Origin of the sequence: Roseateles hydrophilus, from assembly GCF_026712245.1 — a bacterium.
GTDB classification, from domain to species: domain Bacteria; phylum Pseudomonadota; class Gammaproteobacteria; order Burkholderiales; family Burkholderiaceae_C; genus Pelomonas; species Pelomonas hydrophilus.
In genome coordinates, this window is record NZ_JAPPUY010000001.1 from 369,586 (window position 1) to 395,090 (window position 25,505).

26 protein-coding genes are annotated in these 25,505 nt (G+C 69.9%); 11 read left to right on the forward strand and 15 right to left on the reverse strand.

Translation table 11 applies throughout. The features are described 5' to 3' along the window. Positions 1–116: 116 nt before the first annotated feature. Genes flgL through NYO99_RS01645 form a run of 4 tightly spaced genes read right to left on the reverse strand, consistent with a single transcriptional unit; the run spans position 117 to position 5,400 of the window. Positions 117–1,418, reverse strand: coding sequence for a flagellar hook-associated protein FlgL (flgL, locus tag NYO99_RS01630; protein ID WP_268165357.1), 1,302 nt, complete (start codon positions 1,416–1,418; stop codon positions 117–119). Between the two features lie 13 nt (positions 1,419–1,431). Next, positions 1,432–3,414 (reverse strand): flagellar hook-associated protein FlgK, encoded by a 1,983-nt coding sequence (gene flgK, locus NYO99_RS01635; RefSeq protein WP_268165358.1) that lies wholly within the window; start codon positions 3,412–3,414, stop codon positions 1,432–1,434. A 13-nt stretch (positions 3,415–3,427) separates the two neighbouring features. After that, entirely contained in the window at positions 3,428–4,300 is an 873-nt protein-coding gene (gene flgJ / locus NYO99_RS01640) for a flagellar assembly peptidoglycan hydrolase FlgJ (protein WP_268165359.1), read from the reverse strand. Further along, on the reverse strand, positions 4,300–5,400 hold the full coding sequence (locus NYO99_RS01645) for a flagellar basal body P-ring protein FlgI (RefSeq protein ID WP_268165360.1): 1,101 nt from the start codon (positions 5,398–5,400) through the stop codon (positions 4,300–4,302). The genes flgJ and NYO99_RS01645 overlap by 1 nt, the downstream gene beginning before the upstream one ends. Positions 5,401–5,531: 131 nt before the next feature. On the opposite strand from NYO99_RS01645, the gene NYO99_RS01650 reads away from it, so the two are divergent. The 8 genes from NYO99_RS01650 to NYO99_RS01685 all read left to right on the forward strand — a co-directional run bounded on the left by NYO99_RS01650 (position 5,532) and on the right by NYO99_RS01685 (position 14,829). Continuing rightward, positions 5,532–5,933, forward strand: coding sequence for a GntR family transcriptional regulator (locus NYO99_RS01650; protein WP_268165361.1), 402 nt, complete (start codon positions 5,532–5,534; stop codon positions 5,931–5,933). Continuing rightward, complete coding sequence (locus tag NYO99_RS01655) at positions 5,930–6,772, forward strand: ABC transporter ATP-binding protein (RefSeq protein WP_268165362.1); 843 nt, start codon at positions 5,930–5,932, stop codon at positions 6,770–6,772. Before NYO99_RS01650 ends, NYO99_RS01655 begins: the two co-directional genes overlap by 4 nt. Beyond that, positions 6,769–8,118 (forward strand): hypothetical protein, encoded by a 1,350-nt coding sequence (locus tag NYO99_RS01660; protein ID WP_268165363.1) that lies wholly within the window; start codon positions 6,769–6,771, stop codon positions 8,116–8,118. Before NYO99_RS01655 ends, NYO99_RS01660 begins: the two co-directional genes overlap by 4 nt. Positions 8,119–8,125: 7 nt before the next feature. After that, the gene (locus NYO99_RS01665; RefSeq protein WP_268165364.1) at positions 8,126–9,460 is read left to right on the forward strand and encodes a hypothetical protein; all 1,335 of its coding nucleotides are present in this window, start codon (positions 8,126–8,128) and stop codon (positions 9,458–9,460) included. Between the two features lie 36 nt (positions 9,461–9,496). Further along, positions 9,497–10,753: an amidohydrolase gene (locus NYO99_RS01670; RefSeq protein ID WP_268165365.1), complete on the forward strand. Its 1,257-nt coding sequence runs from the start codon at positions 9,497–9,499 to the stop codon at positions 10,751–10,753. A 260-nt stretch (positions 10,754–11,013) separates the two neighbouring features. Next, complete coding sequence (locus NYO99_RS01675) at positions 11,014–12,909, forward strand: bifunctional metallophosphatase/5'-nucleotidase (RefSeq protein ID WP_268165366.1); 1,896 nt, start codon at positions 11,014–11,016, stop codon at positions 12,907–12,909. 34 nt (positions 12,910–12,943) lie between these two features. Further along, a complete protein-coding gene (locus tag NYO99_RS01680; RefSeq protein ID WP_268165367.1) occupies positions 12,944–13,759 on the forward strand; it encodes a PEP-CTERM sorting domain-containing protein in 816 nt (271 codons plus the stop codon). A 41-nt stretch (positions 13,760–13,800) separates the two neighbouring features. Further along, positions 13,801–14,829, forward strand: a complete 1,029-nt coding sequence (locus tag NYO99_RS01685; RefSeq protein ID WP_268165368.1) for a hypothetical protein — start codon at positions 13,801–13,803, stop codon at positions 14,827–14,829. 41 nt (positions 14,830–14,870) lie between these two features. On the opposite strand, the gene NYO99_RS01690 is transcribed toward NYO99_RS01685, so the two are convergent. The 7 genes from NYO99_RS01690 to flgB are packed head-to-tail and all read right to left on the reverse strand — an operon-like array spanning position 14,871 to position 19,938. Beyond that, a complete protein-coding gene (locus NYO99_RS01690; protein ID WP_268165369.1) occupies positions 14,871–15,545 on the reverse strand; it encodes a flagellar basal body L-ring protein FlgH in 675 nt (224 codons plus the stop codon). A gap of 10 nt (positions 15,546–15,555) precedes the next feature. Then, positions 15,556–16,338, reverse strand: a complete 783-nt coding sequence (gene flgG / locus NYO99_RS01695; RefSeq protein WP_268165370.1) for a flagellar basal-body rod protein FlgG — start codon at positions 16,336–16,338, stop codon at positions 15,556–15,558. A gap of 2 nt (positions 16,339–16,340) precedes the next feature. Beyond that, positions 16,341–17,072 carry a flagellar basal-body rod protein FlgF gene (gene flgF, locus NYO99_RS01700; protein WP_268165371.1) on the reverse strand — a complete coding sequence of 244 codons (732 nt, stop codon included), beginning with the start codon at positions 17,070–17,072 and terminating at the stop codon, positions 16,341–16,343. A 19-nt stretch (positions 17,073–17,091) separates the two neighbouring features. Continuing rightward, positions 17,092–18,390: a flagellar hook protein FlgE gene (flgE, locus tag NYO99_RS01705; protein ID WP_268165372.1), complete on the reverse strand. Its 1,299-nt coding sequence runs from the start codon at positions 18,388–18,390 to the stop codon at positions 17,092–17,094. 42 nt (positions 18,391–18,432) lie between these two features. Then, the gene (locus NYO99_RS01710; RefSeq protein ID WP_268165373.1) at positions 18,433–19,074 is read right to left on the reverse strand and encodes a flagellar hook assembly protein FlgD; all 642 of its coding nucleotides are present in this window, start codon (positions 19,072–19,074) and stop codon (positions 18,433–18,435) included. 16 nt (positions 19,075–19,090) lie between these two features. Further along, the gene (gene flgC, locus NYO99_RS01715; RefSeq protein ID WP_268165374.1) at positions 19,091–19,507 is read right to left on the reverse strand and encodes a flagellar basal body rod protein FlgC; all 417 of its coding nucleotides are present in this window, start codon (positions 19,505–19,507) and stop codon (positions 19,091–19,093) included. Between the two features lie 17 nt (positions 19,508–19,524). Beyond that, a complete protein-coding gene (flgB, locus tag NYO99_RS01720; RefSeq protein WP_268165375.1) occupies positions 19,525–19,938 on the reverse strand; it encodes a flagellar basal body rod protein FlgB in 414 nt (137 codons plus the stop codon). Between the two features lie 144 nt (positions 19,939–20,082). Here flgB and flgA point away from each other — a divergent pair, with 144 nt between their 5' ends. The 3 genes from flgA to NYO99_RS01735 all read left to right on the forward strand — a co-directional run bounded on the left by flgA (position 20,083) and on the right by NYO99_RS01735 (position 21,650). Continuing rightward, positions 20,083–20,781, forward strand: coding sequence for a flagellar basal body P-ring formation chaperone FlgA (flgA, locus tag NYO99_RS01725; protein ID WP_268165376.1), 699 nt, complete (start codon positions 20,083–20,085; stop codon positions 20,779–20,781). Positions 20,782–20,920: 139 nt separating this feature from the next. Beyond that, complete coding sequence (flgM, locus tag NYO99_RS01730; RefSeq protein WP_268165377.1) at positions 20,921–21,256, forward strand: flagellar biosynthesis anti-sigma factor FlgM; 336 nt, start codon at positions 20,921–20,923, stop codon at positions 21,254–21,256. A gap of 4 nt (positions 21,257–21,260) precedes the next feature. Then, positions 21,261–21,650 carry a hypothetical protein gene (locus tag NYO99_RS01735; RefSeq protein ID WP_268165378.1) on the forward strand — a complete coding sequence of 130 codons (390 nt, stop codon included), beginning with the start codon at positions 21,261–21,263 and terminating at the stop codon, positions 21,648–21,650. 48 nt (positions 21,651–21,698) lie between these two features. Here the strand turns inward: NYO99_RS01735 and NYO99_RS01740 are convergent, their stop codons facing one another. Genes NYO99_RS01740 through kefF form a run of 4 tightly spaced genes read right to left on the reverse strand, consistent with a single transcriptional unit; the run spans position 21,699 to position 25,467 of the window. Further along, positions 21,699–22,130 carry a DUF1841 family protein gene (locus NYO99_RS01740; protein ID WP_268165379.1) on the reverse strand — a complete coding sequence of 144 codons (432 nt, stop codon included), beginning with the start codon at positions 22,128–22,130 and terminating at the stop codon, positions 21,699–21,701. 21 nt (positions 22,131–22,151) lie between these two features. Then, positions 22,152–22,979: an SIR2 family NAD-dependent protein deacylase gene (locus NYO99_RS01745; RefSeq protein ID WP_268165380.1), complete on the reverse strand. Its 828-nt coding sequence runs from the start codon at positions 22,977–22,979 to the stop codon at positions 22,152–22,154. Then, positions 22,976–24,817, reverse strand: coding sequence for a glutathione-regulated potassium-efflux system protein KefC (gene kefC, locus NYO99_RS01750; protein WP_268165381.1), 1,842 nt, complete (start codon positions 24,815–24,817; stop codon positions 22,976–22,978). The genes NYO99_RS01745 and kefC overlap by 4 nt, the downstream gene beginning before the upstream one ends. After that, positions 24,814–25,467 (reverse strand): glutathione-regulated potassium-efflux system oxidoreductase KefF, encoded by a 654-nt coding sequence (gene kefF / locus NYO99_RS01755; protein ID WP_268165382.1) that lies wholly within the window; start codon positions 25,465–25,467, stop codon positions 24,814–24,816. Before kefF ends, kefC begins: the two co-directional genes overlap by 4 nt. Between the last annotated feature and the right edge of the window lie 38 nt (positions 25,468–25,505).

A 25,505-nucleotide genomic window follows, 5' to 3' on the forward strand; every position in this document is an offset into this window, starting at 1 on the left:
GGCAGTCTGCCACGCCATGCCGCCCCGCATGGCGGCCGCGTGTGACGGCTTCACGATCCGCGCCGCTGGCGGCTGGGCGCAGCGCTGGCGCTGGGCGCCTTCTGTGCGCCTGGGTGTCAGGTCAGGTATTGGAACAGCGACATGCGCTGCACCATCGCGTAGGTCTTGAGCGCCGTGTCGTAGCCGGTCTGCTGGTTCTGGAACTCGGAGATGCCCTGCACCATGTCCAGGTCTTCGGCGGCGCTGCGCTCCTCGCTGCTGTATTGCTTCAGCGCGGCGAGCCGGCCTTCGGTGCCGTCCAGGTTGTTCAACCGCTCGCCGACCTGGCTGCGCACGCTCTGCAGGTTGGCCATCACCGCGTCAACGTCGCGCAGGGCGGCGGCATTGGCCTGGGTGATCTGCACGGGGGTGCGGAGGGTGGTCTTGAGGTCGATGATGGCCTTGTCGATGGCGTCGAACAGCTTCAGCCCGTTGCGTGAGCCGGCGACGGCGAAGGCGTCGCCATCGACCGGCGTACCGGTGATGGTCAGCGCCATGCCGTCCGCGACGATGGCCTGGCCGGGCTTGAAGGCGCCACTGGCGACGACGCTGCCCAGGTCCTGGTCGACCAGCGTGTAGGTCTGGCTGGGCGAGTTGCCGGCGATGTCGACGCGGTAGTTGTGGCCGGTCAGCAGGGACGGGTCGACAACGCGGCCGATGTCGATCCAGCCCGACGCCGCCGCGCCGGTGATGCCGTTGACCAACGGCACGGGCACGCCGCCATTGGCTGCAGTGGCGCCGGGGTCGATGAGCTGCACACGCGCGGCGCCGGTGGCGGGGTCGGTGACGATGGCGCGGGGCGCGGTCTCGAAGCTGCCGTTGCCGCTGGCGGCCTGCTCCCAGGCGCCGCGGCCGTCGACGCTGAGCTGGAAGTTGTCGATGTTGCCGGTCTGCACGGTGCCGGCCACGCCCACGTAGGACACGCCGCCGGGCTGGTCCAGGAAGGGTGGGCTGGCCGAGCCCTGGCCCGAGAAGATGTAGCCGCCGCTGCCGTCGCCACGGTTGGCGATGGTGAGCAGCTGGTCGCGCAGGCCCTGCAGTTTGTTGGCCAGGCCTTCGCGCTCGGCGTCGGAGTAGCTGGCGTTGCCGGCTGCAACCAGGGTCTCGCGCGCCTGCTGCAGCAGTTCGTTGGCGTCGCCCATGGCGGACTCGGCCAGTGTCATGCTGTTGCGGCTGGCCTCCAGCGCGCGCTGGTTGGCTTCCACGCGGCCGATGGAGGCCAAGGCCCGTTCGGCGCGGGCGGCGCCGGTGGGGTCGTCGCTGGCCAGCGCGATGCGCTTGCCGGAGGTGAGCTGCTGTTGCTGGTCCTGCAGCGCGTTCTGGCGGCGCTGCAGGTTGGCGATGGAGCCATCAAAGAAGTTGGCAGTGGCGATTCTCATGACGGGCTCCTAGTCATCGTTGGGCGACGCGCATCAGCTCGTCAAACAGCGCCTGGGCCGTCTGCAGCACCTTGGCGGCGGCCTGGTAGCCCTGTTGGAACTGCATCAGCCGCGCGGCCTCCTCGTCGAGGTTGACGCCGGCCTGGCCGGCGCGCGTGGTCTCGGCGTCCGTGGCCACGCTGGTGGACACACCTGACAGGTAGGTGGCGCTCTGCACACGGGCGCCGACCTCGCTCATCGCGGCGGCGTAGGCGTCGTTGATGGTGCTGCCGGCGGTGATGCTGCCGTCGGGCAGCAGCTGGCGCCCGATGTAGGCCTCGGACTGGATGTTCAGGAAGGCCTTGGCGTTGCCGTTGTTGGTGGACGTGTAGACCGTGGGCGCGATGCTGAGCGTGTCGAACTCGCGGGGGACGCCGTTGGTGCGCAGCTCGAAGCCGAGGTCGGCGGGCAGGCTGGGCGGCGTGCCGATGGGTTGGCCGGACTTCCAGCTGCCGTTGAGCACGCTGCCGTCGGCCAGCGTGAGCGTGTAGGTGACGGCGCTCGCGTCCGCCGGGTCGGCACCGCCGAAGACCACCGTCATGGGGGCGCGGCTGGCGTCGAAGTTGCCGTTGACGGCGTAGATGCTGTCCACGGTCAGCGTGCCCTTGTTGTTGACGGAGGTCGACGCGGTCAGCGGCGAGGCGGCCGCAATGCCGTTGGGGCTGTCCAGCACGCGGCGCATCTCGACAGCGGCCTCGCCGACCGGCTCGATCAGGAAGCTCTCGCCGGGCGAGGGCGCGCCGGGCGTGAAGGTCAGCTGGAAGCCGTCGATGGTGTCGCCATCGTTGACGGTGCGCTTCAGGCCGTCGGACAGCCGCGTCAGCTCGTACACACCCGGCGTGCTGGACGTGAGCTTGTAGCTGCTGGCCTGCAGCTGCCCGGCATTGACGATGCTGGCCTGCACGCCGCTGAAGAAGGCGCCGTTCGCGTCGCGCGCGTTGGAGGCGGCGGGCAGCACGCGCGGGTCGGCGACCTTGAAGATCGCGGCACCGGCGCCCGGCGGGTTGGACAGGTCCAGCCCGAGCGCGTTCTGTGCATTGATGCGCGTGCCTATCGTGGCCGCCAGCTGGCCCAGCAGGTTGCGCGCGTCCTGCAGGTCGCGGTTCTGGAAGGCCAGCAGCGCCGTCATGGAGCCGCCAGTCAGCACGCTCTCGTCCAGCGGGCGGGCGATGTTGCCTTCCTTCAGCGAGATCTGCGCGCGGGACGTGTCGTAGCTGTCGCCGGTGATCTGCAGCGTCGCCGCCTGGCTGCCCAGCACCAGCCGCTGGCCACCGCCGATGAAGACGCCCAGCGTGCCGTCATCGGCGGGCAGCGTGCTGACGGCCATGTACTCGCTGATCTGCGACACCAGCTGGTCGCGCTTGTCCAGCAGGTCGTTGGGCTCGTGGCCCACGCCCTTGAGCTTGGCGATCTGGTCGTTGACCGCCGCGATTTGCTGCGCCAGGCCGTTGACCACCGTGACCGAGGCGCGCAGGTCGCTGACGACACCGGCCTGCAGGTCCGTCAGCTGCTGGCCGGCGTTGGAGAAGCGCGTGGCCAGCTCGCTGGCCCGTCCCAGCGCGACCTGGCGGGCCGAGGGGTCGCTGGGGCGGCTGGCCACGTCCACCATGGCGTTGAGGAACTGGCTGGCCGCGTAGCCCAGGCCTTCGGTGCCGGGGGGGAACACCTTCTCCATGCGCGACAGCTGCTCGGCACGGGTCGCGTCGGCAGAGGCGGTGGCTTTGGCGCTGGCGGCCTCGCGGGTCAGGAACTGGTTGTGGGCGCGCTCGACGGTGTCGATGTCCACGCCGCGGCCGAAGAAGCCGGCGCCGGTGTACTGGCCTTCCGATGTCGTCAACACCACCGACTGGCGCGAGTAGCCCGCCGTGTTCGCGTTGGCGATGTTCTGGCCGACCGTCTGCAATGCCGCCTGGTTGGCGAACATCGCGCGGGCGCCGAGGGTGAGCAGGCCTGCCATGTCGTGCTAGTCCTTAGGCGAGGGTGCTCTGCACGCGTTGGGTGGTCTGGATGGTGCGGGCGATCTTCTCGGCGTAAGCCGGGTCGGTCGCGTAGCCGGCCTGCTGCAGGCCGCGGGCAAAGCCGGCGGCATTGCCGTTCTGTGCCTGCGCCACCACCTTGGCGTAGCGGTCGTTGCTGCTGAGCAGGCGGGCGTAGTCCTTGAAGGCCTCGTCGTAGCTGCCGTAGGCGCGGAACTTGGCCGTCACCTTGACGGCCTGGCCGTTGATGACCTCGGTGGTCTTCACGTCCACGGTCTTGCCCGTCCAGCCTGGCGTTGCCTTGATGCCGAAGATGTTGTGGCTCTTGCTGCCGTCGGCGCCGGTGATCTCGCGCCGGCCCCAGCCGCTCTCGTGGGCCGCCTGCGCCACCATGAAGCTGGCCGGGATGCCCGTGGCGGCCGAGGCGGCGCGGGCCGAGGCGTCGTGCTGCTGGATGAAGCTCTGCACGTGATTGGGAATGCCCTTGGTGGCCAGCGCAGGCAGCGCCTGGGCCAGCGTCGTCTGGCTGGCGCGGCGCACGGCCTCGGGGCTGAGGTCTTGCACGCCCATCTGGCGCTGCAGCTGGCGGGTGATGGCGTCGGACAGCCCGCCCGGCAGGCCGCTCATCTTGCCGGCGAACTGCGTGTCCAGCATCTCGGTGCCCAGCTGCGTGGCGCTGTTGTCCAGCATGCCGCTGGCCAGCGTGGAGGCACGCATGCTTTTCATCACCTCCTGCATGAACAGCGACTCGAACTGCCGCGCGGTCTCGCGGATGCTGGCCTTGGGGTCGCGCGAGGCCTGGGCCTTCAGGCTGTTGAGGCCGTCCAGACCCTGGCCGGCGATGGACTGGAACGACGGAGAAGCCATCAGATCACCTCGAGCTCCGCATTGAGGGCGCCTGCGCTCTTCATGGCCTGCAGGATGGCGACCAGATCCTGCGGGGTCGCGCCCAGCGCGCTCAGTGCTTTGACGACGTCCGACAGCCGCGCACTGGCGGGCAGCTGGATCAGGCTGCCGGGTTCCTGGCGGATGGCGATGTCGGCCTTCTCGGCCACCACGGTCTGCCCGCCCGACAAGGCGTTGGGTTGGCTGATGACGGGTGTGGAGCTGATGGTGACCGACAGGCTGCCGTGCGCAACGGCGCAAGCTGACAGCGTGACGGCCTGGTTCATGACGATGGAGCCGGTGCGGGCGTTGATCACCACGCGAGCGGCGGCCGGCGCCGTGTCCACCGGCAGGTTCTCCACATCGGCCAGAAAGGCCACGCGCTCGTCCGGCGCGGTGGGCGCCTTCACGCGCACGACGCGGCCGTCCAGCGCCTGCGCCACGCCGGCGCCCTTGAGCTTGTTGATGGCCTGGGCCACGGCACGGGCGGTGGCGAAGTCGCTGCTGTTGAGGTCGAACTGGATGTAGTCGCCCTGGGACAGCGGCGAGGGCACCGAGCGCTCCACCAGCGCACCGCCCGGGATGCGGCCGGCGCTGAGGTGGTTGATCTGCACCTTGGAGCCGCCCGCCGATGCACCCGCGCCGCCCACCACCAGGTTGCCCTGGGCAATGGCGTAGACCTGACCGTCCGCACCGCGCAGTGGCGTGGCGATCAGCGTGCCGCCGCGCAGGCTCTTGGCGTTGCCGATGGAGGAGACATTGATGTCCAGCGGCTGGCCTGGCTGTGCGAACGCCGGCAGCGACGTGGTCACCAGCACGGCGGCGATGTTGCGCGGCTGCATGGTCACGCCCTGGGGCAGCAGCACACCGAACTGCTGCAGCATGGCCGTCAGGCTCTGGCCCGTGAACGGCGCCTGCGTGGTCTGGTCGCCCGTGCCGTCCAGCCCCACCACCAGCCCATAGCCCGTCAACGGGTTGGAGCGCACCCCGGCCACCGACGCCACCTCCTTGATGCGCGCGGCATGCGAGAAGGGCGTCAGCACGAGGCTGAGGCAGACGAGGAGGATGTTCAGGGTCTTCACTCGGCGAATTCTGAGCAGGCTTGAGCCCGCGAAGCCGTTGAATAAGGCTGCTGACGCCCGCCAATTTCGCGCCGGCCAGCGCGGCCCGGGTGTCTTGTGTTGTGTATTGTTTAAGTAATACACTAATACGCATGCCGGACGCCCCGTTCAGTTTCGACATCCAGCCCCAGCTGGCCACGCCCATCTATCGCCAGGTGGTGGAGCAGGTGCAGCGGCTGGTGGCGGGCGGCCAGCTCAAGCCGGGCGATGACCTGCCCAGCGTGCGCGCCGTGGCTGAGCGCCATGCCATCAACCCGATGACCGTCAGCAAGGCCTACAGCCTGCTGGAGGCCGAGGGCCTGCTGGCGCGGCGCCGCGGCGTGGGCATGGTGGTGGCCGAGGGGGTGCGGCCTGCGGGTGACGACCGCATGGCCCTGTTGCAGCCTGCCCTGCTGGCGCTGGCGCGGCAGGCCCGGCAACTGGGCATCACGCCCGACCAGGCGCTGGACGCGCTGGCGCAGGCTTTCCACTCCAACGACCAGGACAACGCATGACTTTCTCAATCGACGCGCGGCAACTCGGCGTGCGCGCAAAGGACGACGGCTGGAGCGCGGCACGCCCGCGGCTGCTCGGTCCGCTGGACCTGTCGGTGCCCGAAGGCGCGGTGGTTGGCGTGGTGGGGCGCAACGGCGCTGGCAAGAGCACATTGATGCGTTGCCTGCTGGGCTTGCAGACACCCGATGAAGGCGAGTCCCGCTTGCTGGGGGAGCCCAGCCTGGCGCTGACCGACGCGGTGCGCGAGCGCCTGGGCTACGCCGCCCAGACGCCCGACCTGTTCCCGCGCCTGACGGGCCACGAGCACCTGGCGGAGATGGCCGCTGTCTACCCCGGCGTGCACCTGCCCGACGCGCTGGCGCTGGCGGTGCGGCTGGACCTGCCGCTGGGCCGGCGGGCCGATGCGCTGTCGCTGGGCGACCAGCAGAAGCTGGCCGTCGTGCTGGCGCTGGCGCATGACCCGGACCTGCTGTTCCTGGATGAGCCGGTGGCCAGCCTGGACCCGATCTCGCGCCGTGATTTCATGCGCGCGCTGTTCGCGCTGCGCCGCAAGCCTGCGCCGCGCACGGTGCTGGTGTCCAGCCATCTGCTGAGCGACCTGGAGCGGGTCGTCAGCCATGTGCTGTTTCTGCGCGAAGGGCGGGTGCAGCTGTTCATCGAGTGGGACGAGGCCGTCGAGCATCTGCGCTGCATCCCGGCGCGCGAGCCCGACTCCGCCGGCCTGCACTGGAGCGCGGCGCAGGGCGGGCAGTTGCTGGTGGATGTGCGGCAGCATCCGCAGGCTGCGGGGCTGGCCGGCCTGGGCATGGAAGATCTGTTGGAGGTGTTGAACACATGATCGCCCTTGCCACCACCACGCCAGGCGGCGAACCGCAGGCCTTCGGGCTGCCGCTGCTGACCCGCCTGCTGCCCGGCCTAGTCAGTGCCGTGGCGTTGCTGCCGGCCTCGCTGGCGCTGCAATTCCACGGCGCCGCGAGCATGCTGCTGCCGCTACTGATCGTGCAGGGCACGCTGCTGGCCCTGGGTGCGGGCCTGCTGGCCGTGGCGGCGCACGATTGCCTGTCCCACTGGGAGAGCCGGGCTGCACCGCTGGCGGCGCGCGACCGTGTGCGCGTCGGCCTGCTGGGCGATGTCTGGCGCATGGGCGCCATCGCGGCAGCCGGGCCGTTGGCCCTGGCCCTCGTGCTGGCCTGGCGGGGCGACGGCTGGGCGGCGGTGTTCAGCGCGTTGACGGTGCTCGTCGCATGTCTGTTCATCGGCCTGGCCGTCGCGCTGAGCTGGCATGGTCGTGCGCCGCGCGTGCTGCTGGCGCCGGCGGGGTTGTTGCTGCTCGGGCTGTTGGGGGCGTTGCCGCATGAAGGCGCGCTCGGCAGCGGCTGGGAGCTGGCCCCTGTGGCTGCTACTGCTGCGCTGCTGTGGCGCTGGTTGAGTTCGCCTCGGGCGCTTGCCGCGCTGGCGCCGCAGCTGCCATGGCCCCGGCCCATCGCCTGGCTGCGCCGAACCACGGCCTACCAGGGCTGGCGCATGAGCATCGGCCCGGAGTCGATAGCGCCGGTGCGTCAGGGCAGCCACGGATATCGCTTCTGGATGATGTTGCTGCCGCTGCTGTGGCTGCCGCAGCTGATGGGTCAGGCCGAGCGCCTGCGCTGGTTCAGCTGGGGTCATGCATTTGACGGCGCTTACGGTGGCGCCATCTACGGCGGGTGCATGCTGCTGATCACCACTGCCGCAGCCAGTTGCTACGTGGCGCCGCCGCTGCACTGGCGCCTGCGGCTGGCGCCGGGCGGCATGAGCCCGCAGCGCTGGGCACGGCGCATGGTGCTGGGCTCCATGGCAGCCACGCTGGTGCTGTTCACGGTGGCGCTGGCATTGGTCGTGCTGTTCCGTGCCAGCGGCAGTGCGCACTTGAGTGCCGGCACCTGGCTGTCGCTGATGGGCGACGCGCTGCTTGGCAGCAGCTTTCTGCGCTGGCAGCTGGGCCGGCGCTCCACGGTGTGGGCGCGCAGCCTCGCAGTGCTGGCGGTGCCGGTGCTGCCGGCGCTGCTGCTGTATGGCCTGCTCTGGCTGGGCGTCACGCCGCAGCGCGGCGCCCTGTGGCTGGCGCTGCAACTTGCGCTGACCGTGCCGATGACACTGGCGGCCGTGCGCGCATGGGGCCGGCGCGATCTCAACCAGGTGGCCTGAACCTATGGTGCCGTCCCTGACCCTGAGACGCGGCCTGTTCTTCGAGGACGGCCCCACCGCCATCGGCCTGCTCGGGCCGGGCCTCATCAGCCTGCTGGCCCTGGGCACGGCCTTGATGGCTTCCGGTGTTCATCAGACGGTGTTGAGCGCCTTCGTCGGGCTGCAGGCCACGCTGCTGGCGCTGGCTGCCGCCATGTTGACGTCCGCGGCGACGATGTGGACCGCGAACTGGCAGGGCCGCGTGGCGCCAACGCGCGCAGTGGTGCATGTGCGGCAACGGCTGTGGCGGCAGTTGGCCGTCAGCGCTGGCCTCGGCGTGTGCGGTCCGCTGGCACTGGCCTTCCATGCCGAGGTGTCCACGTCGTATTCGCTCGCCCGCATGCCGCAGATGCTGCTGGCCGTGCTGGCCTTGCTGCTGGCGGCGCAGGCGCTGGGCGGCTGGTGCGGGCTGGCCTGGCGTGGCAGGGCGGGCCGCTGGGTGCTGCTCGGCTGGGTCGCGCTGGTGCTGGCCTTGAGCGCGCAGCGGGCTTTGCGGGAGTGGCTGCTGGCCTGGCCGGCGTTGTCGATGCTGACCTTGCTGCTGCTGTCGCTGGGCTGGTGGGTGCTGAGGCAGCGGCTGGTGCAGCACCGCCAGCGCTGGGCCGGTGTGCCGGCGACCGGTGCGGCCAAGGCCGCATTCCAGCCGGCGCAGGTCTGGCAGCCCTTGCCTTTCGATGGCGAGGAGGCGCAGGGCCAGGGCGGGCGTTTTTCCGAGATGCCTGCTTGGCGCCGGTTGGTCCTGTTTCTACTTTGGGTTTTGGCTGTGACGGCGTGGCGGCACCAGGCTTGGGAGAGCCAGGTGCAGGGTGTCGGCCTGGCGACCTACGCCGGCTGGATGGCCATGCTGACGGGGCTGGCTGGTTGCGCGCTGGTCCATCCGGCCGCGCACTGGCGGCGCCGGCTGGCGCCCGGTGGGCTCACGCCGCTGCAGTGGGCCCGGCGCATGGTGCTGCGCAGCCTGGCCGGCGGCCTGTTGGCGCTGGCGGTGTTGGTGGGCGTGGCGGCGTTCAGTACGTCCGTCCAGGGGCGCTGGGCCGTGCTGGGCACCGGGGCCACGGTGTTGGGCGACCTGTGCCTGGCCTTCACGCTGGTGGCCTGGGTGCGCGCGCGGCGCAACGACTTTGTCGGCTTGTTGCTCGCCGTTGTCCTGATGTTCGGCGCTGTGTTCATGCTCACGACGGCTGCAGCCGCCATCGGCCTGCCGCTGGTGCGCGGGGCCGGCTGGCTCGCCGTGGAACTGGCACTCGCCGCCGTGCTGGGCGCGGCGTCAGTGCGGCGGTGGGCCGCTCGCAACGGGCTCTGAGGCCATACTGCCCTCATCCGCCTCGGAGGCTCGCAGATGTCCCTGACCACCGCCATCGATGCCGCCGCTGCGGCCCTGCAAGACCAGGTGATCGCCTGGCGCCGTGACTTGCACCAGCACCCCGAGCTGGGCAACCGCGAGTTCCGCACGGCGGCGCTGGTGGCCGAGCACCTGCGCAGCCTGGGCTTTGACGAGGTGCGTACGGGCGTGGCGCACACGGGCGTGGTCGGGCTGCTCAAGGGCGGCCTGCCCGGCGGGGTGGTGGCACTGCGGGCCGACATGGACGGCCTGCCCGTCACCGAGGCGGTGGACCTGCCATTCGCGTCCAAGGCGCGTGCGGTGTGGAACGGCGAGGAGGTGGGCGTCATGCATGCCTGCGGGCATGACTGCCACGTGGCCATCCTGATGGGCGTGGCCAGCATCCTGGCGGGGCTGCGCGAGCAGATCGCCGGCAGCGTGAAGTTCATCTTCCAGCCCGCCGAGGAGATGCCGCCGGAGGGCGAGGAGGGCGGGGCGGCGCTGATGATCCAGGAGGGCGCGCTGGAGAAGCCCACGCCGAGCGCCATCTTCGGCCTGCACGTGACGTCCCGGCAGCCGGCCGGCGTCATTGGTTACCGGCCAGGGCCCACGATGGCCAGCTCCGACAAGCTCAAGATCACCGTGCAGGGCAAGCAGACGCACGGGGCGGCGCCCTGGCTGGGGGTGGACCCCATCGTCACGTCGGCGCAGATTGTGCTGGGCCTGCAGACCGTCGTCAGCCGCACGCTGGACCTCAACCGCGAGCCGGCGGTGGTGACCATCGGCGCCATCAATGGCGGTGTGCGCGAGAACATCATCCCGGAGACGGTGGAGATGCGCGGCACCATCCGCAGCTTCGACGAGGGCATGCGGGACGATATCCACGCGCGCGTCACGGAGCTGGCCGAGGGCATCGCGGCGGCGTCGCGGGCGAGTTGTCAGGTGTGCATCACCAAGAACTACCCCGTCACGCGCAACGACCCGGCGCTGACCGAGGCCATGCTGCCCACGCTCACGCGCGTGGCCCACAGCGGCCCGCGGCCCATGGGTATCGAGCTGGTGCCCAAGGTGACGGGGGCGGAGGACTTCTCCTTCTTCCAGCGGCTGATCCCGGGGCTGTTCTTCTTCGTCGGCGTCACGCCCCCGGAGATCGACCCGCGCCAGGCGCACGCCAACCACTCGCCGCGCTTCATCGTCGATGAGCGCGGGCTGGAGGTGGGCGTGCGGGCGCTGGCGCACCTGGCGGTGGATTACTTGGCGCAGCGCGCAGGCTGAGCGGGCACCCCCGGTGAGTCACCGGCTGCGCCTGCGCGCGGCGCGGGAGCGTTGACGCGCCTTTTGGCGCTCGCGCGGGGATGCAAGGCGGCGGCCTGAGCTGAAAGAGCCACGGTGCGGCGGGATGCCGCCTTCAGCCAGTCACGCCGCGCCGCGACGATGGCAGCGCCTCTCCGGACTTGCGTCAGGGCCACCCGGCCCTTCGAAGTCCGCGCCCCATTGCCTCTCCGACGGAGCACGCCCCCATGACCACGATGGCCTTGAAATTGACCGCCCTGGCTGCTGCCAGCCTGCTCTCGCTGGGAGCGTCAGCGGCTTGCGTGCCTGGCGGCGGCAGCGGCACGGTCACGCTCGGCAACACCGCCACCACCGTGCCTGACCGCGTGCTGGCCGATTGCAGCACGGTGGATGGTCGCATCGCCGATGAGCAGGCCTGGGGCAGCCAGGCAGCCTTCCTGGCCCATGTGTCCAGCGTGACGCTGGCGCTGCAGCAGCAGGGCGCGTTGAGCGCGGCCGAACGAGTGCGCCTGCTCACCGCGGCGCGCAGCAGCAATATCGGGGCGCAGCTGACCGTCAAGCTGATCGCCATCAACGACTTCCACGGCAACATCAAGCCCTTCGAGGGCAGCAGCAGCAACCCCGGCGTGGCGCGCCTGGCCACGCGCATCAAGGCGCTGAAGGCGGCCAACCCACTGCACGCGGTGGTCTCCGCCGGTGACCTGATCGGTGCCAGCCCGCTGACCTCGGCGCTGTTCAAGGACGAGCCCACCATCGAGGCGATGAACCGCATCGGCATCGATTTCAATGCGGTCGGCAACCACGAGTTCGATGAGGGGCGCGCCGAGCTGCTGCGCATGAAGCACGGCGGCAATCACCCCAGCGATCCGTACTCTGGCCTGGGCCTGCCGGTGGACAAGCGCGCCGATGGTCAGTTTGCGGGCGCCAAGTTCGACTTTCTCGCCGCCAATGTGACCGATGCCGCCACGGGCCGGACGCTGTTCCCGGCGTACGGCGTGAAGGACTTTCTCGGCACCAAGGTGGCGTTCGTCGGCATGACGCTGGAGGGCACGCCCAGCATCGTGTCCCCTGCCGGTGTGGCCGGCCTGAGCTTTGCGGACGAGGCGGACACCGTCAACGCGCTGATCCCGCAGCTGGAGGCCGAGGGCATCAAGAGCGTCGTGGTGCTGATCCACGAGGGCGGATCGGCCGTCAACGGCACCGGTGGCTGCCCCAGCATCTCGGGGGCCATCGTCGGCATCGTCAACCGCCTGGACCCGCGGGTTGATCTGGTCATCTCCGGCCACACGCACCAGGCCTACAACTGCATGGTCGCCAAGCGCGACGGCAGCCTCGTTCGGGTGACGTCCTCGGGCCAGTACGCGCGCAACCTGGGTGACATCGATCTCACCCTCAACACCAGCACCAAGGACGTGGTGAGCACCAGCGCCACCATCCTGAACACGGGCACCACCAGCACCGCCGAGGATCCCGCGTTGACCGACCTGGTGGCCCACTACAGCAACCTGTCGGTGGGCCCGGCGTCTCGCGTGATCGGCAAGATCACGGCGGCCATCAGCCGCAGCAGCAACGCGGCCGGCGAATCGGCCCTCGGTGATGTCATTGCCGATGCCCAGCTGGCTGCAACGCGCTCGGCCAGCACCGGCCAGGCCGTGGTGGCGTTCATGAACCCGGGCGGCATCCGCGCCGACCTGCCGTTCAACGCGGGCGGGCTGGTGACCTACGGCAACGCCTTCACCGTCCAGCCCTTCGGCAACAGTCTGGTGACCATGACGGTCTCAGGCGCTCAGATCAAGACGCTGCTGGAGAGCCAGTTCGCCAACTGCCTCGGCCAGACTGGCTTCGACCGCATCCTGCAGGTCTCGGCCGGCTTCAGCTACAGCTGGAGCGCCAGTGCCGCCTGTGGCGCCAAGGTCAGCAACATTGCGATCAACGGCATGCCGGTCGACCCGCTGGCCAGCTACCGCATCACCGTCAACAGCTTCCTGGCCGATGGCGGGGACGCCTTCGCCGTGTTGACCCAAGGCAGCCAGCGCCTGGGCGGCGAGGTGGACACGGACGCCTTCGAGAAGTACCTGCAGGCCAACCCCAGCGGCGTCGCCCCGGGCCCGATGAACCGCATCACCCGCACCAACTGACCCCCCGCGTTTCTCTCAATTCCGGAGCTCTTCCATGCACATCCTCAAGCCTCTGCTGGGCGCTGCCCTGCTGGCTCTGTCCGCCGCCGGCGCGCAGGCCGCGAACCTGCAACTGCTCAGCGCGTCGACCTCAGGCAGCAACCAGACCGTGGTGAGCACCCAGGCCGGCGAGAGCATCGTCTTCACCGGCAACGCGGACGACTTGTCGGGGCTGACCGAGGTGCTGGCCTTTGGTGCCGGCAACTTTGCCGGGTCGCCCGCCCCGGTCAACGGTGCGGGCATCAGCAACGAATGGTTCCGCATGGCCACACTGGACGCGAGCGGCGCGGTCACGCGTTTCCAGGCCACGGGCAGCTCGGCGCTGAACGTCTACGGCCCGCTGGACCTGGGCGGCCTCACCGAATCCGCTGACATCGGCCTGAGCGCCGACCTGCTGGTGGCGTCCGACGGCGAGGCCGTCGGCACCGCCGTCACGGTGCGGCTGCAACTGAGCGCCGAGTCGCTGTTCTCTGCGACGGTGGCGGGGTCGACCGACACGCCCACCTTCAACCTGCTCGTGCTGGATGCCGCGAACACGCCGCTGGCCAGCTACAACGGCCTGACGCTGAACGGCCGTGACACGCTGGACCTCAGCTTCAGCAGCGCGGTCGGGCAGACGCTGTCGTTTTCGCTGAGCTACGCGAATGTGCTGGACGTGGCGCCAGGTGTTCTTGGCCTGCCCAACAGCGCTGAGTCCAGCGCGCTGCTGCAGGGCTCCCTGACGGTCACCGCCGTGCCGGAGCCGCACAGCCTGGCCCTGCTGCTGGCTGGCCTGGGCGTGGTGGGCGCTGTGGCGCGCCGCCGTCGCTGACCACGGCTCGCCCTCTGTCAACCAACCAAGGAGTGCAGACCATGCTGAAACCCCAAGCCCTGCGCGCGGCCCTGGCCGTTGCCCTGCTGGCGCTGAGCGCCCACAGCCCCGCCCAAGCCCCTGCGGCAGCCCCGTACTTCCGCGCCGGCGTGTCCTTTGCGCTGCTGGGTGATGTGCCTTATGGCGTGAGCGAAGAGCCGAAGTTCGACCGCGTCATCGCCGACATCAACGCCTCCCGCAATGTGCGCTTCGTGCTGCACACCGGCGATGTGAAGCAGGGGAGTGAGCGTTGTGACGATGCCGTTTTCATCAAGCGCTTCAACCAGTACCAGAAGTTCGACGACGCCTTCATCGTGACGCCCGGCGACAACGACTGGACCGACTGTCATCGCACGAACAATGGCGGCTACCTGCCCACCGAGCGGCTGGCCAAGTTCCGCGAGATCTTCTACCCCGCCATCGGCCGCAGCACAGGCAAGCAGCCGATCAGCCTGCTGTCGCAGGCGGCGGCCCCGGGTCATGCGGCCCACAGCCCCTACGTCGAGAACACCCTGTGGCAGTTCGCCGGCGCCACCATGGCTACCGTGCATGTGGTGGGCAGCGCCAACAACCTGGCGCCCTGGAACCAGTTGCCCGGCGGCGACCGCCCGGGCGAGCGCCAGGCAGAATTCAACGCCCGCTTGGCGGCCAGCCTGGCCTGGATCGACGAGGTGTTCAACCGGGCGTCGGCGTCGCAGAGTGCTGGTGTGATGATCGCCATGCAGGCCAACCCGGCACTCGAGGCGGCGGCGGGCAGCAGCGCGCGGCTGGGCTTCGATGAGGTGATCGCCAAGATCACGGCGCGCAGCATCGCCTTCGGCAAGCCGGTGCTGCTGGCTCATGGCGACAGCCACTACTTCCGGGTCGACAAGCCGCTGGTGAACGCCGGTGTGTCGCTGGAGAACCTCACGCGGGTGGAAAACTTCGGCTCGCCCAACGTCCACTGGGTGGAGGTGTTTGTCGACGCGCGCGACCCCAACGTGTTCAGCGTCGTGCCACGCATCGTGCCCGGCAACGTCGTGCCACGCTGACCCGGTGCGCCGAGCGCAGGCCAGGCTTGCCGCGCGGGCTGTCAGCTCGGCGCAATGTTCAGGAAGAAGCGCGACAGCCAGCCGATGGCATGGGCGTCGGCCGTCGCGCCGCGGCCGCGCTGCTCGATGCGCACGTTGGCCACGGCCGTGGACGACACGGCGTTCCCCTGTCCGATGGAGCGCGGGTCCACCTGGCCGGAGAAGCGCAGCACGTCCACATTGCGGTTGACGCCGATCTGCTTCTCGCCGCTGATCATCAGGTGGCCGTTGGGCAGCACGCCGGTCACGATGGCCGTGATGGCACCGGTGAATTCATTGGTGTTCTGGTTGCTGCCCTTGCCCTTGTTGTCGTTGGCCGAGGTGGCCTCGGCCGAGGCGCGGCCGAAGGAGTTGCCGGCCACCAGCGGCAGCGCGGTGACGCCGGCCGCCAACGTGCCGCTCTTGCTGAGCTCGCTGGTGCTGGTCTGCGAGGCCGACACGCGCTCGGTGATGTTGATGGTCAGCGTGTCGCCCACCAGCCGCGCGCGGTGGTCCTCGAACAGTGGCCGGTAGGCGGCGGCCTGGTAGATGGCGCCGTTGGCGGCGGCCGGCTGCGGCAGGTGCGGCAGGTTGACGACCGGCGTGTGGCTGAGCTCCACCTGCGGCGTGGGGTAGGGCGTGGCGCAGCCGGTGAGCAGGGCGGCGGCGAGGAGCAGCGGGGTGACGGCGTGCTTCATGGCGATGGCCTCAAATCTGCGCAAGCTTCTGCAGCATCTGGTCCGAGGTCTGCACGGCCTTGGAGTTCAGCTCATAGGCGCGTTGCGTCTGGATCATCTGCACCAGCTCCTCGACGACGTTGACGTTGGACGTCTCGACGAAACCCTGCTGCAGCGCGCCCAGGCCGTTGTTGTTGGGGGCGCCGGTGTTGGGCGTGCCACTGGAGGCGGTCTCGGTGAACAGGTTCTGCCCCTTGGGGTCCAGGCCGGCGGGGTTCACGAAGTTGGCCAACTGCAGCTGTCCCACCGTCTGCGGCGCGGCCTGGCCGGGCAGCGTGACGCTGACGGTGCCGTCGTTGCCGATGGTGAGCGTCTGTGCGTTCTGCGGGATCGTGATGCCGGGCAACACGGTGTAGCCGTTGCTGGTGACCATCTGGCCGTTGGCATTGAGCTGGAAGGCGCCGTCGCGCGTGTAGGCGGTGGTGCCGTCGGGCATCTGGATCTGGAAGAAGCCATCGCCCTTGATGGCCAGATCCAGGTTGTTGCTGGTCTGCTGCAGGTTGCCCTGCGTGTAGATGCGGGCGGTGGCCACGGGGCGCACGCCCAGGCCCACCTGCAGGCCGGTGGGCAGCGTGGTCTGCTCGGTGCTGTTGGCGCCGGCCTGGCGCATGTTCTGGTAGATCAGGTCCTCGAACACCGCGTGCGAGCGCTTGTAGCCGTTGGTGGCGACGTTGGCGAGGTTGTGGGAGATGTTGTCCAGCTGGGTCTGCTGGGCCTCCATGCCGGTCTTGGCAATCCAGAGCGAGCGCATCATGGTCAGGTACTCCCCAAAAGTTTGGCCGACTGCTGGCCCTGGGTCTGGGCGATCTGCATCAGCTTCATCTGCTGCTCGAACTGGCGGCCGGCGGCGATCATCGCCACCATGGTTTCGACGGCGCTGACGTTGGAGCCTTCCAGTGCACCGTCCTGCAGCCGCGCGGCGGGGTCGGCGGGCAGGTCGCCATCGGCGGCGCGGAACAGGCCGTCGTCGCCGCGCGTGAGTTGGGCCGTGGTCTCAGGCGTGACCAGCTTGAGCCGGCCCACGGTCGTGGGCCGCTGGCCGGGCTGCTTGGCGCTGATGGTGCCGTCGCTGCCGATGGACACCTCGCTGTTCTGCGGCACGTTGATGGGGCCGCCATCGCCCAGCACCTGCAGGCCGTTGCGCATCACCAGCAGGCCTTCGGCGTTGACGTCCAGTGAGCCGGCGCGGGTGTAGGCCTCGGTGCCGTCCAGCCCCTGCACGGCCAGCCAGGCGCGGCCCTGCATGGCCACGTCGAGATTGCGGCCGGTGGGCGTCAGCGCGCCGGGGGCGTCGTTGTAGCCGATGGTGGTTTCCAGTGCGAAGGCGCGCGTGGACGCGCCATCGCCACGCACCGGCACGGCGCGAAACGCCTGTAGCTCGGCGCGAAAGCCGTTCGTCGTGACGTTGGCGAGGTTGTGCGACAGCACGTCCTGCCGCTGCATGGCGGCTTTGGCGCCGGCCATCGACAGGTAAATCATCCGATCCATGCTTCAGCCTCGCCCGCGCTCAGCGGAGATTGACGATGGTCTGCAGAACCTGGTCCTGCGTCTTGATGGTCTGCGCGCTGGCCTGGTAGGCGCGCTGCGCCGTGACCATGTTGACCAGCTCGGCCGTGATGTCCACGTTGCTCTCCTCCAGCGCGCCGGACTGCAGCGAGCCCATGTTGCCGTCGCCCGGCACGCCCACCACGGCGTCGCCGGAGTCCACGGTGCGGATCCACACGTTGCCGCCCATGGTCTGCAGGCCTTGTGGGTTGCGGAAGGAGGCCAGCTCCACCTGGCCGGCCGGCTTGCTCTGGCCGTTGGAATAGCGCGCCAGCACGACACCGTTGTTGGCGACCGTGATGCCGGTCAGCTGGCCCGGCGCGTAGCCGTCCTGCGTCAGGTTGGTCACGGCGAAGCTGCTGCCGTTCTCGGTGGCGCCGGTCAGGTCGAGCTGGATGCCGTCGATGGCCAGCGTCGCGTTGCCGCGGGCGCTGAAGCCGGCCGGCACGTTCATCGTGATGGGCGCCGCCGGGCTGGTGGGCGAGCCGCCGGTGGGCGGGAAGGTGATGGTGGTGAACGGCGCCGTCAGCAGATTCGGGTTGTTCGCATCAGGGGCAGTTTCGGCGAAGGGTGTGCCGTTGGCCGTTGCGTAGACGTTCCAGGTGTCGCTGCCGTCGGCGGCGGTGGACGCCTTCTGGAAGTAGAACGTGATGGCGACGTCCTGGCCCTTGGCGTCGTACACCGTCATCGACGTCGCGTTGTTGTAGGTGGTGCTGTCGGTCAGGTCCATGCCTGCGCCGCTGGCCGGGGCGGTGATGGCCAGCCGGGAATCCAGGTTGAACTCCATGTCGACCTCGGAGGTCACCGCCGGCGGGATGCCGCCGGTGGGCAGCTGCAGCGGCGTGGCCGTGCCCGGCTGGATGACGCCGGCGCCATTGGCGGGATAGCCCATCAGCTTGAGGCCATCGTTGTTGACGATGTAGCCGTCCTTGCTGACCTTGAACTGCCCGTTGCGGGTGTAGCGCGTCGGGTTCACCTCATCAGTCACCTGGAAGAAGCCGCCGCCGTTGATGGCCAGGTCCATCGGGTTCTCGGTGGTCGAGATGTTGCCCTGCGTGAACTGCTGGGCGACCGTGGACAGCGTGGTGCCGATGCCGATCTGGTTCTGGCCCGCGCCGTTCAGCGCGGCGGCATACACATCGGCGAACTCCGCGCGAGAACCCTTGGAGCCATAGGTGCCGGAGTTGGCGATGTTGTTGCCGATGACGTCCAGGTTCTTGGAGGCGGCGTTGAGCCCGGAGAGGCCTTGCTGGAAGCTCATGGGGGAGTCCTTGCTGTCGTGCGGTGGGCGTGAAGGGGGCGGTCAGTTCACGGCCGAGACGGACGCGTAGTCCACCGGGCCGAGGCGATCGAGGTTGAGCTTGAGGCTGCCGCCCTCGCTGTAGACGGCATTGACCTTGTCGTAGGCGTAGGTGGTGGCGGTCACGGCGGCCGTGCCGTTGGTGGCGGTGATGCGGTACTTCACCTCGCTGCCTTCGGCCACCTTGGTGCCGGCGGCCCACGAGAAGGTCTGGCGGCCCGAGCCCTGCGCGCCCAGCTGCACCGTGTCGATGACGGCGCCGGCCCCGTTGAGGATCTCCAGCTTCACGTTCTTGGCCGCGCCATCCAGCTCGTAGCTGCCCTCGGCCGCGCCGCTGACCACCTGGATCTTGTCGCTGGGCACGCTGACCTCGCGGCCCACCAGCGAGATGGACTGCAGCGCCTGCATCTGGCCCAGCTGCGAGCCCAGGCTCTTGATGCTGGTGTCCAGCGTGGACAGGCTGGTGACCTGCTGGATCTGTGCCATCTGGCTCGTCACCTGCGCGTTGTCCATCGGGTTCAGCGGGTCCTGGTTGTTCATCTGCGCGACCAGCAGCTTCAGGAAGCGGTCCTGCGTGTCGGCAGCGTTCTTGGCCGAGGTCGACGTGGTCTGCGTGCCGCTGCCGTTGAGGGCGGTGATGTCCATGGCGATTCCTCAGTGCTCAGGACTGGCCGAGCTGCAGCGTCTTGAGCAGCAGGCTCTTGGCCGTGCTCATGACTTCGATGTTGTTCTGGTACGAGCGCGACGCCGAGATCATGTTGACCATCTCTTCCACCGGGTTCACGTTGGAGTAGGTCACGTAGCCCTCGGCGTCGGCCTGTGGGTGCTTGGGGTCCAGCACGCGGCGGCCCGGCGTCTGGTCCTCGGTGATGTTGGTCACGCGCACACCGGCGCTGCCGCTGTCGTTGCCAGCGCCCATCAGCGCCGTCTGGAACACCACCTGGCGCGCCTTGTAGGCCTGGCCGTCCGGGCCCGCCACGGTGTCGGCGTTGGCCAGGTTGCTGGCCACGACGTTGAGCCGCTGGCTTTGCGCGCTGACCGCGCTGCCGGAGACGTTGAAGATCTGGAACATCGACATGGCGGCCTACTCCTCGGTCAACCTTGGGTGTGGGACTTCATCGAGTCCAGCGTCGTGCGCACCGAGCCGTTGATGAAGCGCAGCGTCGCCTCGTACTTCACGGCGTTGTCGGCAAAGCTGGCACGCTCGCGGTCCATGTCCACGCCGTTGCTGTCTAGGCTGGTTTGCGACTGCAGCGCGTACTCCTTGCCGCTCTCGCCCCGGGCGCCGGCCAGCGGCGCGATGTGGCCGCGCTGCGTCGTGGCCAGTGCGCCCGCCGTGGCGATCTCCCCAGTGGCTTCGCGCAAAGCCTTGGCGAAGTCGATCTCTCGAGCCTGGTAGCCCGGCGTGTCGGCGTTGGCGATGTTGCTGGCGAGCAGGCGCTGCCGCTCCGCCCGCAGCGTGAGCGCCTGGGTCTGGAAATTCAGCGTGTCGGTCAGTCGGTTCAACATCGGGAGCCTCGTCCGAGGGCGGGCCGGCATGGCCCTTGGCGCAAATTGTCTGAACCGGCCCCGAAAACATGAGCGGGATTAACGGGGGCAAAGCCGCTCAATTCCGGCCTCGTGGCGGCGGCTGCGCTGCCTAGAGTGGCGGCCATGCTGCGTCTCATGGCGTCCCTGTCGTGCCTCTTGCTGGCCGGGCTGAATGCCCAGGCCCAGGCCGTGCTCGACCCGGCCCTGGTCGAGCGGGTGCGCCATCTGGCCGAGACGGCCGCCCGCGCCACGGCGCCGCCCGGCACCCGCGTGGTGGTGGAAACCGGCCAGCTGGATGCCCGGCTGCGCCTGGCGCCCTGCCGGCAGGTGCAGCCCTACCTGCCGGCCGGCGTGGCCGCCTGGGGGCGCAGCCGCATCGGCCTGCGCTGCACCGACGGCACGGCCCGCTGGAACGTGACGCTGCCGGTTCGCGTGGCCGTCTATGGGCGCGCCGTCGTGGCCGGCGCCGCGCTGCCGGCAGGTGTCGTGCTGACTCAAGAACATCTGGCGCTGGCCGATATCGACGTCGCAGCCGAGCCTGGCGCCGTGTTCACCGACCCGGCGCAGCTGCTTGGGCGCACGCTGGCCCGTCCGCTGGCTGCGGCCGAGGCGGTGCGCGCCCCGACGCTCAAGGCCCGTCAGTGGTTTGCGGCGGGCGAGACCGTCAAGGTGCTGGCGCTGGGGCCAGGCTTTGCCGTGGCCAGCGAGGCGCAGGCGCTGTCGGCCGGCATCGAAGGGCAGGACGTGCGGGTGCGCTTTGAGAGCGGCCGGGTGGCCAGCGGGCGCGCGGTGGGCGACCGCCAGGTGGAGTTGCCGCTGTGAGCATTGCGCCACGAACGGCCCGAAAAGGCCCTAAAAACCTGACAGTTCCCGCTCAAGTCGCAGCGCGAAGTGCCGATACAGGTGGAAACTCACTCGTATTGCCCCGCGGCGAGGCCCGCCTCGCGACCTGGAGAAGCCCATGAAGATCGGTAACAGCCCCGAAGGCAGTGTTGCTCCGGCCAAGGCCGAGCAGCGGTCTGCTGCGCGCAAGCCGGAGGCCACCGGGACGACGGAAGGCGCTCGCCCGGCCGCCAGCGCACCGGCGCCCAGCACACAGGTCGCCATCTCCAGCGCGGCCAAGTTGGCCGCCAGTGCCAGCACCAGCACCGAGGACGGCAGTTTCGACGCCGCCAAGGTGCAGCGCATCGCCCAGGCCATTACCGAGGGCAAGTTCACGATCAATGCCCAGGCCATCGCGGACAAACTAGTCTCGAATGCGCAAGAATTGCTGGACAGCCGCGCCAACAAGCACTGAACCCATGACCGCCATCGCCTCGCCCACCCCCCTCAGCGCCGAGCTGGAAGCGCCGCTGCTGGCCGTCGAGTCCGCGCTGAACCAGCTGGGCGACGCGCTGGCCCGCCGCGATGCGGCTGCCATCGAGCAGCATGCGGCCGAGTTGCACCAGCACCTGGCCCGTGCCGTGCAGAGCTTCAGCGAAGCCGCACGCAGCGGCGGTGTGCCGGCGGCGCTGCGCAACCGGCTGGTGCGCGCCGGCGGCTTGCTGGCCGCGCAGCGCGAGAGCCTGGCGCGCGGCAACGCGTCGCTCGACCGTGCGCTGGACGTGCTGATTCCCAGCGAGCCCACGGGCCTGTATGGCGCGGGCGGCAAGGCGGAGCGCCGCAGCCTGGGTGGCAGCTACACCGCCTGACGCCTTCCGCGCCCGCTGCAAAGCCACCTTCGGGTGGCTTTGTCGTTCCTAGCGCGTCGCAGCCTGCCGCACCTTGTCCAGGTAGGCGTGGCCGTCCGGGGGCAGGCCGCTGCGCTGCGAGGCCCAGATCATCTCGCCCAGTGCGTCCATCGCCACGTGGTGCGCCTCATGGCGCGAGTTGCGCTTGGCGCTCAGCAGGTCGATGGCCTGGCGGATGCCGGAGGGCTGGTCGATGGCGTGCTGCTCCGTGATGGTCAGGTGCATGGACAGGTGCAGGAAGGGGTTGGTACGGCCTTCCTCCACCGTGTAGACCTTCTCCAGCGCGGCGGCTTCGTCCGCGAGCTCGTCGTGGTACTCGGGGTGCTCGGCGATCCAGTCGGCCGCCAGCGCTTCCATCGGGATCAGCGGCAGGCTATCGCGCCACTTGCGGTAGGTGGCGCAGAAGAATCGGCGGACTTCGAGCTGGGACGGGGCAAACATGCAGCGATTGTCGCCGCCGCCTCAATCCAGCCGCCGCGCCAGGGCTTGCAGGGCCTGCAGTGCGCCGCCGGCCAGGCCCACGCCAAAGGCCGGCGCCACTGCCGGCTCGCGCAGGTTGATGCGCACGATCTGCCCGCCATGCGCGGCGACCAGCAACTGGCTGAAGTGCCGCACCGACGGCACTGCCGTGCCGGCGCCGATCTCGACGATGACCGGGCGGTTCACGCGACCCAGCCAGTCCGACAGCCGCCGGGCCTGGGCCTCGTGCCGGTCCGGCAGCCAGCCGTCGTCGCCGAACATCAGCACGTTGGGTCGCGCCAGTGCGCCGCAGCCGGGGCAGGTGGGCAGGTCGCCGCGCCAGCGGCAGGCGTCTTCGTCGATGTCGGGCGCCAGCGCGTCCGCCGGCCAGGGCGACTGGCCGCAGCCATGCAGGCACTGCAGCCAGTGCAGCGAGCCGTGGCATTCGTGCAGCAGCTGGTCGCTGAAGCCGGCGCGCTGGAACTGGCCGTCGACATTGCTGGTGAACACGGCGCCGCCAAGCAGCGTCTGCGCGGCCCAGCGCTGCAGCAGCCCGAAGCCGGCGTGCGGCACCGTGCGCCGGTACAGCGCCAGGCGGTGCCCGTAGAAGCCCCAGGCCAGGTGCGGGTCGCGCATGAAGCTGCGCGGCGAGGCCATGCTCATGAAGTCCAGCCCCGCGCGGCCCAGCGCGGGGTAGGCTCGCCAGAAGCCCTCGTTGCCGCGGAAGTCCGGCAAGCCGGAGTCCACACCCATGCCGGCGCCGGCGGCCACGACGAGGGCGTCGGCCTGCGCGATCAGGTCAGCGGCGTGGTCCAGGTCGGCGTCGTTCATGGGGGCGTGCCGGCGTCCCAGCCGCCGCGCTGCGCCTGGCGGTGGGCTTCGTCGGCCTCGCGTTCGGCGGCCATCTGCTGCTCGAACTGCTGGCGGCCCAGCTTGGCGGCAGCGATCAGCGCGTTCTCGTCTCCCTGCAGCGGCAGCATGCGGTGCAGCACCTCGATGTTGTGGCGGCGAAAGCGCATCGCCTGGCGCCGTGCGGCGTGTGGCTCCATGCCCGTCAGCTCCAGCACGCTGCGGGCGCTCATCAGTGCGGCATCGAAGGTCTCGCGCTCGATGTGGCCCACGCCAGCGGCCTGCAGCTGGTGGTAGTGCTGCACATTGCGGGCGCGCGCCACCACGGTCAGTTGCGGGAAATGCTCGCGCGCCAGCTCGGCGATGGCGACGCTCTGGGCGATGTCGTCGATGGCGATGACGAGGATGCGCGCGCTCGCCGCACCCGCCGTGCGCAGCATGTCCAGGCGCGTCGCGTCACCGTAGTACACCGTCCAGCCGAAGCGGCGCAGGCTCTCGATGGCCTCGGAGTCGTGGTCCAGTACCGTGGCCTCCAGGCCGCTGGCGCGCAACATGCGGGCCACGACCTGACCGTAGCGGCCACTGCCGGCAATGATGATGGGCGAGGGCGGTGGTGGCGTTTCGGCGCGGGCGCCTTTCAGGCCGCGGCGCGCGAGCTTCTGGGACATCAGCCGGTCGCCGCCCGTCAGCAGCAGCGGCGTCAACGCCAGCGACAGCGCCACGGCCGCCACCAGCGCGGAGTTCTGGGCCGCGTCGATCATGCCTTCGCCGCGCGCGAGCTGGAACACGACGAAGCCGAACTCCCCGCCCTGGGCCAGCAGGATGACGAAGGCCGGGCGCTCCACCAGCGGGATCTTCATGGCCTTGGCCATCAGCGCGAGCACGACGATCTTGCAGGCCAGCAGGGCGGCCACCAGCGCCGCGACGACGCCCGGCTGGGCCGCGACGGCCTTCAGGTCCAGCCCCATGCCGACGGCGATGAAGAACAGGCCCAGCAGCAGGCCCTTGAAGGGCTCCAGGTCGGTCTCCAGCTCGCGGCGGTATTCGCTTTCTGCCAGCAGCACGCCGGCCAGGAAGGCGCCCAGCGCCATCGACAGCCCGACCGCCAGCATCAGCGCGGCCGTGCCCATGACCAGCAGCAGCGCGGCGGCCGTGAAGATCTCGGGCGTCTTGCTGTGCGCGATCCAGCGCAGCGCCGGGCGCAGCAACAGCCGGCCGCCGAAGATGATGACGACGATGGCGCCCACAGCCTTGGCGGCGGCGAGCCAGGTCTGACCGTCGCCATCGTCCGCAGCGCCGCCCACGGCCAGGATGGGCACCAGCGCCAGCACGGGAATCGCAGCAATGTCCTGCAGCAGCGCGACGGACAGGATGCTCTCGCCCGCCGTCGTGCGGCCCAGGTTGCGCTCGGCCAGCACCGCCAGCGCCACGGCCGTGGACGACATGGCCAGCCCCAGGCTGACCACCACGGTCAGTCGCCACGGGTAACCCAGCGCCAGGCCCACGGCGGTCAGCGCTGCCGCGCAGCCCAGCAGCTGTACGCTGCCCCAGCCAAAGATGGGCCGCCGCATGGCCCACAGCCGCTTGGGTTCCAGCTCCAGACCGACGAGGAACAGCATCAGCACCACGCCCAGTTCGGCTACTTCGGGGATGGCGCTGGCGTTGGGCACCAGGCCCAGCACCTGCGGGCCGATCAGCAGGCCCGCGACCAAGTAGCCCAGGATGGACCCGAGCCGTAGCCAGCGCGCCAGCGGCACGGCCAGAACGGCGGCGGCCAGAAAGACCAGCGGCAGTTGCAGCCAGGCGCCGTGGTGGTTCATGCCGTGCCTCCGTCCAGGGATGAGAACAGCGGCGGGCGTTCGTCCAGTGCAACGGCCTCCTCGTCGCCCGCGCCCGGATCGGTCACGCGCTCGCACCAGTCCGGGAATCGCTGCAGCCGCTGCACGAACAGGTCGGCATGGGCCTGGACCTGCGCCGGCGTCGCACGGTGCGCGGCATGCAGGACCTGCGGGGGCAGCCAGGTCATGCCGCAGGTGTGGACCGACTGGCGATAGGGCAGCAGGAAGTCTTCGATGGGGTGATGGTTGTGGCCGCCGGGCGCGTAGGCTTCGGCGCCGCCGCCGGTGGAGGTCACCAGCCAGAAGTCCTTGCCGTGCAGCGCGGTGCCGCCAGGGCCATAGGCCCAGCCCAGGCGCGGCACCTCGTCCAGCCATAGCTTCTGCAGCGCCGGCATGCTGTACCAGTAGATCGGGTGCAGCATCACCACCAGCCGCGCGGCCTGCAGGGACTGCTGCTCGGCGGGGACGTCGATGTGGAAGTCCGGGTAGAGGCGGTAGAGGTCGCGCAGCTCGACGCGGTCAGCCGCGGGCGACGCGCGCAGCGCCTGCAGCAGCGTGCGCGTGACGTGGGAGCGCGCCAGGTCGGGGTGGGCGGCGAGGACGAGGATGTCGCGTAAGGGTCGGTCGGCCATGGCCGGCTAGGGTAACTTCTCCGGCACGACAGCCTCTT